This is a genomic window from Streptomyces californicus (assembly GCF_000717645.1).
GTDB classification, from domain to species: Bacteria; Actinomycetota; Actinomycetes; order Streptomycetales; family Streptomycetaceae; genus Streptomyces; species Streptomyces californicus.
In genome coordinates, this window is sequence record NZ_JNZZ01000001.1 from 503,633 (window position 1) to 519,591 (window position 15,959).

Here is a 15,959-nt window from a genome sequence, read left to right on the forward strand (position 1 = left end):
TCGGCGGTCCGGATACCCGGCCGGGGTTACTTGGCGGCGGTCTTGACGGCCTTGTCGATGAGCGGCAGGTAGCGCTCGATCGTCCACGGCACGGTCAGCGGGTTGATGATCGAGGAGGCGGTGACGAAGGAGTTGTCGTTGCTCGCGACGACGGCGCCCTTCTTGATGGCGGGGATCGCGGCGTACAGCTTCTGGCCCTCGATCTCCTTGCGGTTCTTCTCGTCCGTGTAGAACGTGAAGACGACGTCGCTGTCCTTGAGCTTCTCGGCGTTCTCCAGGCCGATGAGGGCCGAGTCGGTGCCGGGCGTCTCCTTGAAGCCGTTGACGACCGGGTCGACCTTCAGGCCGAGCGAGGAGACCATCTTGACGCGCTGCTCCTCGGGCTTGAAGACGCCGAGGGTGCCGGGGCCGGAGTTGTAGATGTAGGAGAAGGTGACGTCCTTGTAGTTCGGCCGGGTGGCCGCGGCGTCGGCGAGCTGCTTCTCGATCTTCGTCTTGAGGCCGTCGGTGTCCTCGGTGCGGCCGAGCGCCTTGCCGATGATGTCGATCTGCTGGTCCCAGTCGGTGCTCCACGCCTGGTCGGGGTAGGCGACCGTGGGAGCGATGTCCTTGAGGACGTCGTACTGCTTCTGCGTGATGCCCGACCAGGGGGCGAGGATGACGTCGGGCTCCAGCTCGGTGATCGCCTCGAAGTCGATCTCCTCGCCGCCGGTGAACTGCTTCGGGAGCTTGTCGCCGGACTTCTTCACGGCCTCGTCGATCCACGGCAGGTAGCCGGACTTGTCGCTGCCCCACGGGTAGCTCTCGATGCCGACCGGGGTCTCACCGAGGGCTATCGCGGTCTCGGCGGAACCCTGGCCGAGGGTGACGATGCGTTCGGGCTTCTCCTCGATCTTCGCGGTGCCGAGCGAGCTCTTGATCGAGACGGGGAACGCGCCGCCGCTCTTGGCCGAGTCCTTCGCCCCGTCCTTCTCGTCGCCGTCCGAGGAGCAGCCGACCAGGGCGACGGCGAGGGCGACGGTGGTGGCCGTGGCGGCGATGGTGTGGCGGCGCACGCGGGTGAAGCCGAGCATGGAGGGTCCTCAGGTTGGCCGAGCAGTGAAGGTTAGGCAAGCCTAAGCCAGAGCTGCGGGTGCTGCCGACCGGGCCCCCTTCCCGCCTTCTCGACCCGCCCGCAGGGACTCATCACCCTCCGGCGGGCGGACGGCGCTCAGTGTCCGTGGCCGGGGGTCTCTCCGCTCCCGGGCACGGACGCCTCGGGGGACGCTCCCCCGGCGTGCACGGTGAACGCGGCGGTGCGGACCTTGCCCTCGTGCCGGAAGTCGAGGAAGAGGCGGTAGGCGCCCTTGGTCGGGGCCGTCGCGGTGAAGGAGATCCCGGGGCCCGGCTTCGTCCGGCCGTCGCCGGGCTCGCCGTTCGGATGGACGTGGAGGTACCCGAGGTCGCCGGCGCGGAGTGCGACGAGGTGGCCGTACGCGCCGAGGTGCGGCTGGAGGTCGGTGACCGGCTTGCCGTCCTTCTCGACCTCCATCGTGATCTCAGTGCCCGCGCCGGGACGCAGGGCCCCGTCGAGCGTCACCTCGTACCCGTCGACGGTCACGGTCCGCCCGGTGTCCGGCAGCGGTTCGGGGCGCGCGTCGCCCGCCGCCGCGAGGTCCGCGCCGAGGGTGACTCCTTCGGCGTTCTTCACGTCCGGGGTGAAGTCGGCGAAGACGCGGTAGCCGCCGGCCTCGGGCAGTTCGACGGGGGCGGACCAGGTGCCGTCGGCGGCCCGTACGGGATGCAGGTGCCGGTAGGTGGCGAGGTCGCCCGAGGCGACGATCAGGTGCAGTTCCCTGCCGTGCTCGCGGCGGAACGCGGTCACCTTGCGGGAGGTGTCCTCGTCCACGACGGAGAAGCGCAGTTCGGCGGGTTCGCCCGCTTCGACGCGCGGGGTGTCGAGGTCGAGCGTGAAGCCGTCCCGGGAGACCGCCAGCCCGCCGGGGAGGTCTTCCGCCTCCCCCTTCCCGGCCGCCGGCCGCTCCTTCTCGCCGTGGGCGTCCTGGTGGGCCGGCTTCTTCGGTGCGTCGGCGGGCTCCAGCGCCCCGCCCACCGCGTACGCCGAACCGAAGGCCGCCGCGAGGCCCGCCGCGAAGGCCGTGATCCTGAGACCGGTCTGCATGACCCACTCCCTCATCAGGGCCGCCGGAGCGCGACCACTCACCTCACCATACCCCCTGGGGGTATCAAGTCAACCGGGATCCGCCCTTGCGACGCGCGGAGACGGGCGGGGAGGATGGCGTACGCGACTGTGTTCGGCGTTCAGGGATCGGGAGATACATGGGGGCGTTCGTCGCACTGGTGGCGGGAATCGGCGCGGCGTCCGCGTGGTGTGCGGTGGTGCTGATCCGGCGTGGGCGGAGGGGCCCGACCGAGAACGCGGACGGGCTGCTGATCGAGCAGGCGGCCCGGATACGGGCCCGGCAACTACGCAGCGAGGGAAGGGGGTTCGGGTCCCACCCGTACCCCAAGCCGCGCTCCGGCTCCGACCGGCGTCCCTACTGACCTCTGACCTCCGCCCGCGTCCACGAAGGGCACGCGAACGGACCGCGCCGAGGAAGTACGGTCACCCGCCGGCGCGCCCCGTGGGCGTACGGCCGTGCACCGCGCCGCATCCCGTGGGCGTGCGGCCGCGCAACGCGCCGTACCCCGCTTGCGTACGGCCGTGCCTCATCGGCGTACGGTCCGCTACCCCTGCGCGCCCATCGACGCCAGAGTGCGCAGCAGGGCGTCGGTCCGCTCGTCCATCGGGAAGAACGACTCCACCGCCAGCTCCGACAGGGTCACGTCGGCCGGCGCCCCGAAGGTGGCGATCGTGCTGAAGAACGCCATGTCGCCGAGGGGCGTGCGGATGCGCAGCGGGACGACGATGCCGGCCGGGTCCACCGGGCCGGGGTCGGTGTCGAGGCCCGGCGGGACCGGATAGGCGGACACCTCCTCGTACAGCGCGCGGAGGTCGTCGTGGCCGGTGGTGTCGGCCTGGTGCCGCAGCCGGCCGAGGGCGTGCGCGCGGACCTGGGCGAAGTTGAGGCACTGCGGGGCGAGCCCCTCCGGGTGGAGGATCAGCCGCATCACGTTGCCGCCCGACTCCGCCAGACGCGGTGGCACGGTGCCCATGAGCAGGGACATGGCGTCGTTGCGGTCGACGATGTTCCAGGCCCGGTCGATCGCGGCGGCCGGGTACGGCTCGTGGCCGGCGAGCATCGCCCTGATCGCCGAGCGGACCATGGCCATCGGCTCGCTGTCGAGCGGCGACTCCCGGTAGGCCGGGGCGTAACCGGCCGCGAGCAGCAGGCCGTTGCGGTCGCGCAGCGGGATGTCGAGGTGCTCGGCGAGCCGGAGCAGCAGCTCGCGGCTCGGCCGGGCGCGGCCGGTCTCCACGCAGGAGAGATGGCGGGTCGAGGAGTCCGCGCGCAGGGCCAGTTCGAGCTGGCTGAGCTTGCGACGGCGACGCCACTCCCGCAGCAACGGGCCCACGCGGGACGGCTCCTGGATCTCCATGCCCTCACCGTACAGAGGACGTCGCGCCGCCGCGGACTTGACCTGGGAGGTCATGGAGTCCCGGCGCCCCCGCGTGACACGGTGTCACCGACCCGCCGCACGAAGGAGATACGTCATGACTTACGCCCTCGCCCCGGCCGCCCCGCCCGCCTCCGCGGCGGACCCCGCCCGCTTCCTCCGTCTGGTGCTGCGCGTGGACAGTGTGAGCACCGCCGTGATGGGGCTCGTGCTGGTCGCGGCCGCCGCACCGCTGGGTTCCCTGACCGGGATGCCGGTGGCCTTCGCGGTGGGGTTCGGGATCTTCCAACTGGGCGGAGCGGCCTGCCTCGCCCTGATCGCGGGCTACCCGGTGATTCCGCTCGCCCTGGCGCGGACCGTGGTCGCGGTCAACGCCGTCTGCGCGGTCGGCTGCCTGGTGACGGCCTTCGCCGACGTCGTACCGCTGAACGGCACGGGGGTGGTGTTCCTGCTGATCGGCGCGGTGATCGTGGCGGTCTACACCGCGCTCCAGTACACGGGCCTGCGGCGCATGACGGCGGGGACGGCCTGAGCGGCCCGAACGGCCGGGGTGCGACCGGTGCGACCGGGCCGCCCGGCGTGGCGTCGCCGGGGCCGGCCCGGCGCCTCCCTAGCGTGGGTGACGGGGGTACCCGACGGCAGGACAGGCGCTCGCGATGGCACCACGCACCCACTGGCTCTTCGGGGATCAGCTCGGTCCCCACTTCCTCGACGCACGCGACGGCGGTCCGGACGCCCGCGCTCCGGTCCTGATGATCGAGGCCCGCTCCGTACTGCGCCGCCGCCGCTTCCACCGGGCCAAGGCCCACGTCGTCCTCTCCGCGATGCGGCACCGGGCCGCCGAACTGGGCGACCGGGTCCGCTACGTGCGGGCCCGGACCTATGCGGAGGGGCTGGCGGAGGCCGGGTTCGACGGCGGCGGCGGCCGGCTGACGGTCTGCCACCCGACCTCCCGGGCCGCCCTGGAGTTCGTGACCGCCCGGGACGACGTCGACGTCCTGCCGGCCCGGGGCTTCCTGGTGCCCCGGGAGGAGTTCGGCGCGTGGGCCGAGGAGCACGGCGGCGACCGGCTGCGGATGGAGGGCTTCTACCGGTGGGTGCGGCGGGAGCACGAGCTGCTCATGGACGGCGACCGGCCGGCCGGGGGGACGTGGAACCTTGACCACGACAACCGCGAGCCGCCGCCCCGGGGCCGCGAGGAGCTGGACGTCCCCGCTCCCTACCGGCCGCGCGAGGACGAGATCGACGACGAGGTGCGCCGCGACCTCGACCGCTGGGAGCGTGACGGGGAGGTCGCGTTCGTCGGCCGGGACGGTCCGCGCCGCTTCCCCGTCACCCGGCGGGAGGCCCTGGCCGCGCTGCGGCGCTTCGTCGCCCACCGCCTCGGCGACTTTGGCCGGTACGAGGACGCGATGCTCACCGCCGACCCCGTGATGAGCCACAGCCTGCTGTCCGTCCCCCTCAACCTCGGCCTCCTCGACCCCGCCGAATGCGTGGAGCGGGCGGAGAAGGCGTGGCGGTCGGGCGACGCGCCGCTCAACAGCGTCGAGGGGTTCGTCCGGCAGATCGCCGGCTGGCGGGAGTACGTCTGGCAGCTGTACTGGCACTTCGGCGAGGAGTACCGGTCCCGCAACGCGCTGCGCCACCGGGCTTCGCTGCCCGACTGGTTCCTCGACCTGGACGCCGACGCGGTCACCGCCCACTGCCTGTCCACCGTGCTGCGGCAGGTGCGCGACACCGGGTGGACCCACCACATCCCGCGCCTGATGGTGCTCGGCAGCCGGGCGCTCCAGGACGGCTGGGACCCGGCGGCGGTGACGGACTGGTTCCACCGGTGCTTCGTGGACGGCTACGACTGGGTGATGCTGCCCAACGTCGTCGGCATGTCCCAGTACGCGGACGGCGGCCGGATGACGACCAAGCCGTACACCTCCGGCGGGTCCTACATCCACAAGATGAGCGATCTCTGCGGGCCCTGCGCCTACCGCCCCACCGAGCGCACCGGCGAGCACGCCTGCCCGTACACGGCGGGCTACTGGGCCTTTCTCCACCGACACCGCGAGTCGCTGGGCCATAACCACCGCATGGCCAGGGCGGTGAAGGGCCTGGACCGGCTGAAGGACCTCGACGGCCTCCTGGAGGAGACCGCACGCCGGGGCGACCGGGCGCCCTGAGGAGGGGCCGGGCCGGAAGCCGTTCAGGCGTCCGTGAGTTCGTGCGGTGCGGTTCGGGCGAGGTCGGCGAGGGTGGTGAGGGCGTGGGAGAGGGCGTGGCGGGTGGGTGAGGCGAGGCCGAGGCGGATCGCGTGCGGGACGCTCCGGCGGCCGACGCGGAAGGCGGCGGCCGGGGTCACCGCGATGCCGTGCCGCGCGGCGGCGGCGACGAAGGTGTCGGCGCGCCACGGGGCGGGCAGCTCCCACCAGCGGTAGTACGAACCGGGGTCGCCGCTCGTCCGAAAGTCGCCGAGATGGCGTCGCGCGATCTCCTGCCGCGCCCGTGCCTCCCGCCGCTTGGCCCGCGCGAGGGTCTCGGCGGTTCCGTCCGCGTGCCAGCGTGCCATCGCCTCCAGGGGGAACCGCGACGGCGCCCATCCGCCGGAGCGCAGGGCCGCCGTGACCCGGCCGGCGAGCGGGGCCCGGGCCACCGCGAACCCGACGGTCAGGCCCGGGGCGAGCCGCTTGGAGAGGCTGTCCACGAGCACGGTCCGCTCCGGGGCGCGGGAGGCGAGGGACGGCAGGTCGTCCCGGAGGAAGGCCCAGACGGCGTCCTCGACCGCGTGGATTCCCGAGGTCAGCAGCACATCGGCCAGGTGGTCGAGGCGGCGCGGGGACATGGTGCGGCCCAGCGGGTTGTGCAGGACGGGCTGGACGTAGACGGCGTGCAGCGGTTCGGTGCGGTGCGCCTCGGCCACCGCCTCGGGGATCAGCCCCTCCTCGTCCATGGCCAGGGGCACGAGGGTGACGCCGAGCCGGGCGGCGACGGCCTTCAGCACCGGGTAGGTGAACTCCTCGACGCCCAGGCGCGCCCCCGGCCTGGTCAGCGCGGCGACGGCGGCGGAGATCGCCTGCCGGCCGTTCCCGGCGAACAGGACGTCCCCCGGGGCGGGCCGGGACCCTCCCCGCGCGAGCAGCGCGGCGGCCGCCTCCCTGGCGCCGGGCGTGCCGGCGGGCCCGGTCGGGCGGAGCGCCGACTCCAGGCGGTCGGGGTCGATCACGTGCTCCAGGCCGGCGGCGAGCAGCGCGGCCTGCTCGGGGACGACGGGGTGGTTGAGCTCCAGGTCGATCCGGCCCGCGGAGGGCTCGGAGAGGGCGGGCGCCGGGCCGGGCGCGCCCGGCCGCTCCGTGACGAACGTGCCGCGGCCGACGTGGCCGGCGGTGAGCCCCCGGCGGGCGAGCTCCTGGTAGACGCGGGCGGCGGTGGAGTCGGCGATGGCGTGCCGCCGGGCGAACTCCCGCTGCGGCGGCAGCCGTTCCCCGGGCCTGAGCCGCCCGCTCGCGATCTCCTCCGCCGCAGTGTCCGCGACAGTGCGGAAATCCATCCCGTCGTCCCCTTTCCCTGGCCCCGGCCGACGAAGCGGAGCACCGGACGCCCACATTGCACCGAGTGCAATGTCCACTATTGCACCGAGCCGAGAGCGAAATCTAGGCTTCGATCGCACCGAGCCGTACGGCCGGCGCGGAGGGGTCCGGGCTGTCCGGCGCCCCGTGTGGACAGGGCGGTGGGCGTACGTGGTCGAGCTGAGCGGGGTGGTGGGGGTCGCGCTCGTCGCCCTCGGCATGGTCCTGACCCCGGGACCGAACATGATCTACCTCGTCTCCCGGAGCATCACCCAGGGGCGACGGGCGGGCGTGGTCTCCCTCGGCGGGGTGGCCGTGGGGTTCCTGGTCTATCTGCTGGCCACGAACCTGGGGCTGTCGGTGGTCTTCCTCGCGGTGCCCGAGCTGTACGTGGCGGTGAAGCTGGCCGGGGCCGCCTACCTCGCCTATCTGGCGTGGTGCGCCCTGAGACCCGGAGGCGTCTCCGTCTTCGCGCCCGCCGATCTGCCGCACGACTCGGCGCGCAGACTGTTCACGATGGGGCTGATGACGAATCTGCTCAACCCGAAGATCGCCATCATGTACCTCTCCCTCATCCCGCAGTTCATCGCCCTGGAGCGGGGGAACGTGCTGCTCCAGGGGCTGGTGCTGGGCTCCGTCCAGATCGTGGTGGCCCTCACCGTCAACCTGGGCATCGTGCTGGCCGCCGGGGCCATCGCCGTCTTCCTCGCCCGCCGCCCCTCCTGGCTCCGCGCCCAGCGCTACCTGATGGGCACGGCGCTCGGGATGCTCGCGGTGACCGTGGCAACGGACACCTCCGCCCCGGCGTCCTCGGGCTGAACGGCCGCCCGGCGCGCGAGCGTTCACATCGCCCGGAGCGCTCAGAGCATGATGAGCAGGCGGGTGTCGGCCTTGAGCTTCCTGTTCACCGAGCGGCTCTGGACGTACACCTCCAGCTTGGGGTTGTTGCCGGCCTTCACCGAGACGGTCCCGCGCACACCCGCGCCGAACAGGAGGTTGCGCGCCGCCTCGCCCGTGTAGGCGCGGTCGGTGTCCTTCTCGACGACGATGACCTCCTTGTCGGGCTGCACCTGGACCCGGGCGCCCAACTGGTAGTAGCAGGAGCCGCGTTCGTAGGTGACGCCCGGGTGCGAGTCGACGAAGGCGCGGATCTCCGTCTCCTTGTCGACCTTGAGCAGGCGGTACTTGTCGGCCGGGACCGGTTCGAGAGTGGCCCGCACGTCGTCGACCGATATGTCCTGGCCCACCGCGAACAGGTTCTTCGTGCCGCGCACGCCCTGTTCGCGGCCGCGCAGGAAGCTGGTGGCGGCGGCGCGCACGGTGCCGATCGCGTCCTCGACGCCCTTCTGGGAGTCCGCGTCCCAGATGGCGATGTTGCCGGCGGGGAAGCCGTAGTTCTGGGCGGTGCGCTTCGCCAGGGAGTTGGGGACGAGGATCGCGGAGGTCCAGTGCCCCGGCAGCCCGCCCATCTTCGCCGTGATCCGCTCCAGCCAGGGCCCGAGGATGGTCATGTCGCCGTCGTGCCGCCGGTCGCCGCCGGAGGCGTTCTCCTCGCCGTCCGTGACGACGATCTGGAGGAAGCTGTGCTCGCCGTACTCCTCCCAGATGTGCCCCAGGTCGTCCAGCGACTTGAGGGATGCCTCGATGAGGGCGGTCGCGCCGTTGTTGACCTTGTAGAGCCCGCGCATGGACGGGAGGTGCTTCACGTCCATGTCCCAGACCAGGTTCTCCACGCGGTGGTCGAAGGAGTAGAGGCTGATCCGGGTCTCGTGGCCGAGGCTGTCCGACTCCGCCTTCAGCCCCGCGACGAACTCGTCCACGACGCGGACGAGCTGCCCCTGGTGCTGGTACATGGAACCGGAGGCGTCCACGACCAGAGCGACGTGGTTGACCTTGTGCTGGATCCTGTTGGCGGACATGACTGGGCTCCTTCTCCGGTGCTCCCCGAGTGATGTTCCGAATGTAGGGGGAGGCACTGACAGTGGAGCCCGGCCGCTCTTCCGCCGCCCGGCGGACGGCCGGCCGGGGCCCGCGCCGATGGCGCGGCCCCCGGCCGAGGGGGCGAATCCTCCGGTCAGTAGGCGGTGGTGAGGGTGGCTCCGCCGAACGCGGAGGCCGCGTACAGGCTGATGTAGTGCGCGCCGGCGCGCGGGTTGTTCACCGTCAGCGTGTGGGAGTTGCCCGTGCCGGTGGCCCGCTGGGTCGCGGAGGCGGTGGTGGCCCATCCGGAGGCGCTGTAGTAGAGGTCGGCGTCGCCGGTGCCGCCGCTGACGGTGATCTTCAACTGACGGGTCCCGGCCGGTATGTACAGGTAGTGGTAGGCGTAGTTGCCCTTGGTCGCGGAGAGGTTGCTGCGGCGGCAGTTCTCGCCCAGCACGCGGGTGTCGGGGTCGGTGCACTCGGCGACGGCGCCGTCGCCGCCGCTCCCGCAGTCACCGGCCGCGCAGCCGGCCAGCCAGCTCCGGAAGTCGCTGTCGTACCGGGTGCCGATCGTGCTGGTGAGGTAGGTCCGCGCGGCGGCCCACTGCCCGGTGCGGTAGTGGCCGAGCACCTTGTCCATGTCGGCGGGGTGTTTCTCCAGCATGTAGCGCACGGCGAGGTAGCCCCAGCGGTACACCCGCGTGGTGTCGTGGCTGTAGTCCGTGCCGAACAGCGTGCTGAGGGCGTACGTCCCCTTGCCGGCCTCGGTCATCGCCGCCGTGTAGGGCTCGCCCCGGTAGTGGTAGGAGATGTACTCCGCGAAGCCCTCGACCCACCAGACGGTGGGGGTGGACATGTTCTCGGTGAAGTCGCCGTGCATGGTGAAGCGGCCGTCGAGGTAGTGCGTGTACTCGTGGTTGAGGTTCCAGATGTGGAACTCCGGCCGCAGCCACTCGGCCTCGTAGGCGATGAAGCGGGGCTGGTTGCCGGCGGCGGCCGGGTCGCCCTCCAGGTACATGCCGCCGTTGTTGGTGTCGATCCCGTACATCGCGCCGGCGTACGTCTGGTAGTCGGCGCTGGAGTCGTAGGCGATGACCTCGATGGTGGTGTTGTTGTCATCGGCCACCGGGCCGTTGTCCTTGGCGATCCGGTGGAAGTAGGCGTCCTGCTGGATGAGGCTGGTGCAGGAGGCGTTCAGCTCGGCGGACGTCATCTGCTGGGCGAGGATGCGGATGCTGGGGCTGCAGGTGTGACGGACCGGCAGGACCTCTCGCTTGAGGCGTTCCTGGAGGTCGCAGACGCCGTAGTCGGAACAGTTCGCCTTGTCGTAGTAGTCGGCCATCTCCGCGACGCCCACCCAGAGCGGGGCGGTGGGGCCGGTGAGGGAGGTCTTGCGGAGCAGGTCGGCGGCGAGCGGGCGCGCCTTGGCCCGCAGGCTCGGGTGCTGGAGGAAGCGGCCCAGTTCGCGTCCGGCGTTGGAGGCCAGGTACGCGTGGTCGCCGTCGAGCAGGGAGAGGTGGTCGGCGGCGAAGCGGTGCAGGGAGTCGAGGAGGCTCGGGTCCGCCTCGACGGCGCTGACGAACGCGGGCACCTGGTGGCCCCGGAAGGTCACCGTGTACACGTTGTTGACCGCGGCGAGCATCCGGTTGAAGCCGTTCCAGGCGGAGGTGTAGTCCGCCAGCAGCCGCTTCACGACGGCGAGGTAGCGGGCGTTCTCCTGGGCGCTGTCGATCAGGATGACCGCCTCGGAGAGCGTGTCGCCGTTCTCGTCGGTGACGTCGCGGGAGCGCGGGCTCGCGAAGAAGCTGTCGAGGCCCGAGCGGATCGCGGTCCGCAGGGTGGCGCCGTACGGGCCGACGACGTCCGGGTTGTACCACTGCACGTAGTACCCCGCGCGGAGGTAGAGCACGAGCTGCGGCGTACCGGTGCTGCCGTCGCCCGGGTAGTAGGCGGCGTTGTCGCGCAGCGCGTAGGCCACGGTGGTCATCTGGGCCTCGCGGAAGGCCAGTCGGGCGTTCTCGCCGGTCAGGCTGAACAGCGTGTTCACGCAGTCGACGGAGGACGCCTTGATCTGCCGTACGAGATCGGCCCCGGTGCGGCCGGTGAAGTCGGCCGGGTCGCAGGCGGCGGCGGACGCCTTCGCCGAGGAGTTCCCGTCTGCCTTCCGCTGCTCGGGGGCGCCGTGGTCGTACGCCTCCTTGAGGGGTGACTTGTCGGCGCTCACCGGGGGTATCCGGGACGCGTCCAGGCGGTCCGCGGTCTGGTGGCCGGCGTCCGACTCGGCGAACTGCTGCGCTTGGGGCGCGAGTTCGGCGGACGCGTCCGGTCGGGACAGCGGTGACGCGGTCGATGCCGTGGCTGCCGATGGGGATGTCGGCTGCGCCTGGGCCGGCTGCGCGAGCAGCGCGACGCCCATCGCCCCGGCCAGAGCCAGGGGCAGGACGGCACCCACACCTCGGCGGACGAGTGTGGTTCTCACGTTGGGTTCCTCCCATGAGGGGATCGGAGGCACGCACGGGCGTGACCGATGGGATGGAGGGCGTGGGCCGGGGGGTGTACTCGCAGCCGTGCTGTCGCCGGACGGAAGGGGTACCGGCCGGAATTGACATGCCCACGCCCTGTGCCATGTACCATTGCACAGGTCACACTCCACTGGGAAGGCTCCGAACCGAATCCGATCCGGCTCCTCGGTGAACGCCCGGCGAAATGACGGCTGTTGTACGCCCGCCGGTGGTCCGGAGGGTGCGGACCACCCGCGGCGCTCAGTCCGTCTCGGGGAAGTGGCAGGCGGCCGTACGCGTACCGGGGCCCACGGTCCGCAGCAGCGGCCGCTCCGTACGGCAGACGGCCTGCGCCTTGGGGCAGCGCGGGTGGAAGCCGCAGCCGCCGGGCGGCGCCGCCGGGCTCGGCGGGTCGCCCAGCAGGATGATCCGCTCCCGTCGCCGCTCGGCCGCCGGATCCGGCAGGGGGACCGCCGAGAGGAGCGCCCGGGTGTAGGGGTGCGCCGGGCGGCCGTACAGCTCGCGCTTGTCGCCGATCTCGACGACGCGGCCCAGGTACATCACCGCCACCCGGTCGCACACCCGCTTCACGACGGAGAGGTCGTGGGCGATGAAGAGGAACGACAGCCCCAGCTCCGCCCGCAGACGCTCCATCAGATTGACGACCTGGGCCTGCACCGACACGTCCAGCGCGGAGACCGGTTCGTCCGCGACGATCAGACGGGGCCCGGTCGCCAACGCGCGGGCGATCCCGATGCGTTGCGCCTGGCCCCCGGAGAACTGGTACGGATGCCGGTCGAGGTGTTCCGCCCCCAGGCCCACCAGTTCGAGCAGTTCGGCGGCCCTGTCCCGGGCCGACCGGACCGAGGCCCCCTGCACCAGCAGCGGTTCGGAGATGATCCGGGCGACGGTCTGCCGGGGGTTCAGCGAGGCGTGCGGGTCCTGGAAGACGATCTGGAGGCGACGCCGGGTGGACCGCAGCTCGCGCGGGGACAGACGCGTGATGTCGCGCCCCTCGAACTCGACGGTCCCCGCCGTGGGTTCGAGCAGTCGCACCAGCATCCGGCCGGTGGTGGACTTGCCGCAGCCGGACTCGCCGACCAGCCCGAGGGTCTCGCCCGCCGCCAGCTCCAGATCGACGCCGTCCACCGCGCGGACCGGCGCTGCGGCACGCCCCAGGACGCGGCGGCCGGGGAACGTCTTGGCCAGACCGCGTACGGACAGCAGGGGCCCCGCCCCGGCGTCCCCGGCCGTGCGGGGACCCGCCCCGCCGGCCGCCTTCGCCGTACGGGGGCCCGGCCCGCCGCCCGCCACCGGGCCTCCGGGCGTCGCCACGGCTCCGGCGCCCCCGGAAGGGTCGTACGAACTCCGTGATGTGGAAGGCGGGTTGTTCATCGGGCCTCCTCGGCCGGTACGGGCGCCCCGCCGGACGGACCGGGGCGCGGAGCGGGCGGGGCGGCCGTCAGGGGCAGATGGCAGGCGATCGACCGCCCGCCGGGCAGGCCCGTGGAGCGGGGCGTCTCGGCGGCGCAGCGGGCCCGCTCCGGGGCGGTGGCCGCGGCCGCCCGGGGACAGCGGGGCTCGAAGGGGCAGCCGGCGCGCGGCTCGGCCGGGGACGGCGGACTGCCGGGGATGGCCCGCAGCGGGGCGTCGTCGGGATCGTCCAGCCGGGGCAGCGAGTCCAGCAGCCCCCGGGTGTAGGGGTGGGCAGGTTCCTCGAACAGCGCGTCCACCGGGGCCTGTTCGGCGCCGCGTCCGCCGTACATGACGAGCACGTCGTGGGCGACGCGCGCCACCACGCCGAGGTCGTGGGTGATCATCAGGACGCCCAGTCCGCGTTCCTCCTGGAGGCGGACGATCAGGTCCAGGATCTGCGCCTGGACGGTGACGTCGAGCGCGGTCGTCGGCTCGTCCGCGACGAGCAGTTCCGGTTCGCAGGACAGGGCCATGGCGATCATCGCGCGCTGGCGCATCCCGCCGGAGAACTGGTGCGGGTACTCCCCCGCCCGGCGGGCCGGTTCGGGGATGCCGACCTCGCCGAGCATCTCCACGGCGCGTCGGCGGGCGGCGCGCCGACCGCTGCCGAAGTGGTGGCGGTGGGCCTCCGCGATCTGTTCGCCGACCGTGTACGCGGGGTGCAGCGCGGACAGCGGGTCCTGGAAGACCATGGCCATCCGGCGGCCCCGCAGCCGGCCGAACCGCCGGTCGCCCAGGCCGACCAGCTCCTCCCCGGCGAGGGCGATCGATCCGCTCACCCGGGCCCGGCGGTGCAGGCCCAGCACGGCGAGGGAGGTGACCGACTTGCCGGAGCCGGACTCCCCGACCAGCCCCAGGGTGCGGCCGGCCTCCACGGTGAACGAGACCCCGTCGACGGCCTGGACGGCTCCCGCCGGGGTGTCGAAGGCGACCCGCAGGTCGCGGACGCGCAGCAGCGGGCGGTCCGGTGCGGTGGTGTGCGGCACGGGTCAGTTCCTCACCCTCGGATCGACGACGGCGTACAGGAGGTCGATGACGACGTTGGCCGCCACGATGAAGAAGGCGGCGAGCAGGGTGACGCCGAGCACGACGGGCTGGTCGGAGCGTTGCAGGGCGTCGTAGAAGAGACGGCCCACCCCGGGGATGCCGAAGATGGACTCGGTGATGACCGCGCCGGCGAGCAGCGCGCCGAGGTCCATGCCGAAGAGCGTGAGCACCGGCGTCATCGCGGAGCGCAGTCCGTGCTTGACCACCACGCTCCGGGCGGGCAGCCCCTTGGCGCGTGCGGTGCGGATGTAGGGCTGCGCCATCGTCTCGATCATCGAACTGCGGCTCTGGCGGGCGTACATGGCGGCGTACAGCAGGGCCAGGGCGGTCCAGGGCAGCAGCAGGTTGGCGGCCCAGGAGACGGGGTCGTCGGTCAGCGGGACGTAGGCGGGGTAGGGCAGCAGCCCGGTCAGCCGGACCAGTGCGTACAGGAGCATCATCGCGGTGAAGTAGACGGGCAGGGAGGCCGTGGCCACCGCTGTGACCATCAGCGTGCGGTCGAGCAGTCCGCCCTTGCGCAGGGCGGCGGTGACCCCGGCGCCCAGACCCAGCACCAGCCACAGGCAGGCGGCGCCGAACGCCAGGGAGGCGGAGACGGGCAGCCGGTCCATCAGCAGGTCCCACACCGGCAGGGCGTTCTCGTAGGAGTAGCCGAGGCAGGGGAAGCCGCACTGGAGCGCGTGCGGGCCGCTGCCCAGCTCGCGACCGGCGAAGATGCCGACGAGGTAGTCGCCGAACTGCCGCCACACCGGCTGGTCGAGCCCCATGAAGCGGCGCACTTCCGCGAGCCGTTCGGGGCTGCACGTCTTGCCGCAGGCGGCCGCGGCGGGGTCGGCGGGCAGCAGGTGGAAGATGACGAAGGTGACGGCGCAGATGGCGAGCAGGACGCCGGCCACTCCGAGGCATCTGCGGGCCAGGTAGGCGATCACGGGCGGCCTCCCTGGGGGTCGAGGATGTCGCGCAGCGCGTCGCCGAGGACCGTGAAGGCGAGGACGGCGACGAAGAGGAAGACGCTGGGGACGACGAAGTACATGGGGTCGGTCTCGTAGTACGCGACGGCCTCGGCGATCATCTGGCCCCAGGACGGGGTGGGCGGACGCACGCCCACCCCGAGGAAGCTGAGCGCCGCCTCGGTGCTGATCATTCCGGGGATCAGCAGCGTGGTGTAGGCGATGACGGGCCCGGAGATGTTCGGCAGCACCTGCCGCGTGAGGATGCGCCAGGGGCCGCTGCCGCAGGCGCGGGCGGCTTCGACGAACTCGCGGTGCCGCAGGGAGAGGGCCTCGGCGCGCACCACGCGGGCGATGCCGGGCCAGCCGAAGACGCCGATGACGACGGTCATCAGGACGACCCGGTTGACGTCCTGGGCCACCGACATCATCGCGATCATGAAGATGAGCGAGGGGAAGGACATGGTGAGGTCCATCAGCCGGCTCAGGACGGTGTCGACGCGGCCGCCGAAGTAGCCGGCGGCGATGCCCGCGGAGGTGCCGGTCACGACGACGATCGCGGTGGCGGCGAAGGCGATCAGCAGGGAGACCTGCGCGCCGTGGACGACGCGGGCGAACAGGTCGCGGCCGGTGACCGGTTCGACGCCGAGCCAGTGGTCGGCGCCGATGCCGCCGAGGGCGCCGTGGGGCAGGCCGCCGAGGTAGGGGTCGATGGCGTCGGGGTCGAAGTCGGTGGGCGACCAGCCGCCCAGCCGGCTGAGCAGGGGGGCGGTGAGGGCGACGAGGATCAGCAGGGCGGCGGCGATCAGGGCCGTACGGCTGCCCCGGTCGCCCCACAGGCGGCGCCAGGTCGTCCGCCAGAGGGCGTCGGGCAGGACGGGGGAGCCGGGGCCGGCGGCCGGCGGGGCGTCACCCGGCCCGGTGGCGGGCACGGTGGGGATGCTCATGGT

At 72.6% G+C, this 15,959-nt stretch carries 14 protein-coding genes; 4 read left to right on the top strand and 10 right to left on the bottom strand.

The genetic code is table 11. From position 1 onward, the window contains the following. Window positions 1-26: 26 nt before the first annotated feature. Together IF19_RS0102105 and IF19_RS0102110 are read right to left on the bottom strand one after the other, a co-directional pair. Window positions 27-1,073 carry an iron-siderophore ABC transporter substrate-binding protein gene (locus tag IF19_RS0102105; protein WP_030114713.1) on the bottom strand — a complete coding sequence of 349 codons (1,047 nt, stop codon included), beginning with the start codon at window positions 1,071-1,073 and terminating at the stop codon, window positions 27-29. Window positions 1,074-1,210: 137 nt separating this feature from the next. Next, window positions 1,211-2,161 (bottom strand): hypothetical protein, encoded by a 951-nt coding sequence (locus tag IF19_RS0102110; protein ID WP_030114712.1) that lies wholly within the window; start codon window positions 2,159-2,161, stop codon window positions 1,211-1,213. A gap of 158 nt (window positions 2,162-2,319) precedes the next feature. Here IF19_RS0102110 and IF19_RS0102115 point away from each other — a divergent pair, with 158 nt between their 5' ends. Then, the gene (locus tag IF19_RS0102115; RefSeq protein ID WP_030114711.1) at window positions 2,320-2,544 is read left to right on the top strand and encodes a hypothetical protein; all 225 of its coding nucleotides are present in this window, start codon (window positions 2,320-2,322) and stop codon (window positions 2,542-2,544) included. Between the two features lie 183 nt (window positions 2,545-2,727). Here IF19_RS0102115 and IF19_RS0102120 read toward each other — a convergent pair whose 3' ends face one another. Beyond that, window positions 2,728-3,540, bottom strand: a complete 813-nt coding sequence (locus IF19_RS0102120) for a helix-turn-helix domain-containing protein (RefSeq protein ID WP_030114710.1) — start codon at window positions 3,538-3,540, stop codon at window positions 2,728-2,730. A 115-nt stretch (window positions 3,541-3,655) separates the two neighbouring features. Here IF19_RS0102120 and IF19_RS0102125 point away from each other — a divergent pair, with 115 nt between their 5' ends. Together IF19_RS0102125 and IF19_RS0102130 are read left to right on the top strand one after the other, a co-directional pair. Beyond that, on the top strand, window positions 3,656-4,090 hold the full coding sequence (locus tag IF19_RS0102125) for a hypothetical protein (protein ID WP_030119817.1): 435 nt from the start codon (window positions 3,656-3,658) through the stop codon (window positions 4,088-4,090). A 124-nt stretch (window positions 4,091-4,214) separates the two neighbouring features. Continuing rightward, on the top strand, window positions 4,215-5,732 hold the full coding sequence (locus tag IF19_RS0102130) for a cryptochrome/photolyase family protein (protein ID WP_030114708.1): 1,518 nt from the start codon (window positions 4,215-4,217) through the stop codon (window positions 5,730-5,732). Between the two features lie 23 nt (window positions 5,733-5,755). On the opposite strand, the gene IF19_RS0102135 is transcribed toward IF19_RS0102130, so the two are convergent. Next, window positions 5,756-7,096, bottom strand: coding sequence for an aminotransferase-like domain-containing protein (locus tag IF19_RS0102135; protein WP_030276104.1), 1,341 nt, complete (start codon window positions 7,094-7,096; stop codon window positions 5,756-5,758). A 190-nt stretch (window positions 7,097-7,286) separates the two neighbouring features. Here IF19_RS0102135 and IF19_RS0102140 point away from each other — a divergent pair, with 190 nt between their 5' ends. Beyond that, window positions 7,287-7,934, top strand: coding sequence for a LysE family translocator (locus IF19_RS0102140; RefSeq protein WP_030114706.1), 648 nt, complete (start codon window positions 7,287-7,289; stop codon window positions 7,932-7,934). Window positions 7,935-7,975: 41 nt separating this feature from the next. Here the strand turns inward: IF19_RS0102140 and IF19_RS0102145 are convergent, their stop codons facing one another. From IF19_RS0102145 to IF19_RS0102170, 6 genes are all read right to left on the bottom strand, one after another. Next, complete coding sequence (locus tag IF19_RS0102145; protein ID WP_030114705.1) at window positions 7,976-9,034, bottom strand: vWA domain-containing protein; 1,059 nt, start codon at window positions 9,032-9,034, stop codon at window positions 7,976-7,978. A gap of 155 nt (window positions 9,035-9,189) precedes the next feature. After that, entirely contained in the window at window positions 9,190-11,451 is a 2,262-nt protein-coding gene (locus tag IF19_RS0102150) for a collagenase (RefSeq protein ID WP_234310341.1), read from the bottom strand. Between the two features lie 346 nt (window positions 11,452-11,797). Next, window positions 11,798-12,931, bottom strand: coding sequence for an ABC transporter ATP-binding protein (locus IF19_RS0102155; RefSeq protein ID WP_078580402.1), 1,134 nt, complete (start codon window positions 12,929-12,931; stop codon window positions 11,798-11,800). Then, window positions 12,928-13,998, bottom strand: coding sequence for an ABC transporter ATP-binding protein (locus IF19_RS0102160; RefSeq protein ID WP_030114702.1), 1,071 nt, complete (start codon window positions 13,996-13,998; stop codon window positions 12,928-12,930). Before IF19_RS0102160 ends, IF19_RS0102155 begins: the two co-directional genes overlap by 4 nt. Before the next feature lie 3 nt (window positions 13,999-14,001). Then, on the bottom strand, window positions 14,002-14,988 hold the full coding sequence (locus IF19_RS0102165; protein ID WP_030276100.1) for an ABC transporter permease: 987 nt from the start codon (window positions 14,986-14,988) through the stop codon (window positions 14,002-14,004). Beyond that, window positions 14,985-15,956, bottom strand: a complete 972-nt coding sequence (locus IF19_RS0102170; protein ID WP_030114699.1) for an ABC transporter permease — start codon at window positions 15,954-15,956, stop codon at window positions 14,985-14,987. Before IF19_RS0102170 ends, IF19_RS0102165 begins: the two co-directional genes overlap by 4 nt. Window positions 15,957-15,959: the final 3 nt, after the last annotated feature.